At 62.3% G+C, this 1150-nt stretch carries 1 protein-coding gene; it reads left to right on the top strand.

The annotated features are described in order from the left end of the window. Positions 1–1016: type II secretion system F family protein (locus EOD07_RS35210; protein ID WP_164772882.1), on the top strand; the 1016-nt coding region annotated here is incomplete at its 5' end. Positions 1017–1150: the final 134 nt, after the last annotated feature.

Below are 1150 nucleotides of genomic sequence, written 5' to 3'. Positions count from 1 at the left end.
TGACAGAGCAGGTCGTAAAAACACTCACCGACCCTTCTTTCCTGATCGCGATGCTGGTCGGCATTGCCGTTTTTGCGACCGTCTTCACGCTCATGCCGGCGTTCGGCGGCACGTCGCTCAAGTCGCGCATGAAGACCGTGGCGATCGAGCGCGACAAATTGCGCGCCGAACAGCGTGCGCGGCTGGCCAATGAGGCCGACCGCCGTCGCAAGGGGCTGCGCGAGGAGCAGTCCATCGGCATGCGCAACATCGTCGACCGCCTGGATCTCAGGCGCGCCCTTGCCGACGAAAACACCGTCCAGAAGCTCAAGGTCGCCGGCTTTCGCGGCCAGAACCCGCTGACGCGCTTCCTGTTCTTCCGCCTCGTCCTGCCATTCGTCGGCTTTGCCTTGGCGGCCGTCTATCTGTTCGTGCTCGGCGGCCTGCCTCAGCAGCCGGCCTCCATCAAGCTCTTCGTCTGTGTCGTTGTCGCCTATGGCGGCTTCTACGCGCCGATCCTCTACGTCAACAACCGCGCGACCAAGCGTAAGCAGTCGATCCAGTTGGCATGGCCGGACGCGCTCGACCTGATGCTGATCTGCGTGGAATCCGGCATGTCGGTGGAAGCGGCCTTGCGCAGGGTTGCCGATGAAGTCGGCGCGCAGTCCGTGGCGCTTGCCGAGGAATTCGTGCTCACCAATGCCGAGCTGTCTTATCTGCAGGATCGCAAGATCGCCTATGAAAACCTGGCAAGCCGTACCGGCCTGGAATCGGTGAAGTCGGTGTCGCAGGCCCTGGTCCAGGCCGAACGCTACGGCACGCCGGTGGCGCACGCGCTGCGCGTCCTCGCCTCGGAAAGCCGCGACATGCGCATGAACGCTGCCGAAAAGAAGGCCGCGGCGCTTCCGCCGAAGCTCACCGTGCCCATGATCCTGTTCTTCCTGCCGGTTCTGTTCGCCATCATTCTGGGTCCGGCCGGCATCCAGGTCAGCCAGCGCGGCATCTTCGGCGACCAGCACAGCTCCTCGAGCCAGTAGCAATTCCAGGAAAAGTATCGGGCGGTTAAAGCATGTCTCCCGAAAGTGGGACCCGGTTCGGGATAAAGACATGCGCAAAATCAAAACCTAAAGCGCATGGAGCGAATCTGAAAGATCGCGACGCGCTTTAGGCT

Source organism: Mesorhizobium sp. M2C.T.Ca.TU.002.02.1.1 (assembly GCF_003997225.1).
This window is presented reverse-complemented; position numbering and strand designations above follow the sequence as displayed.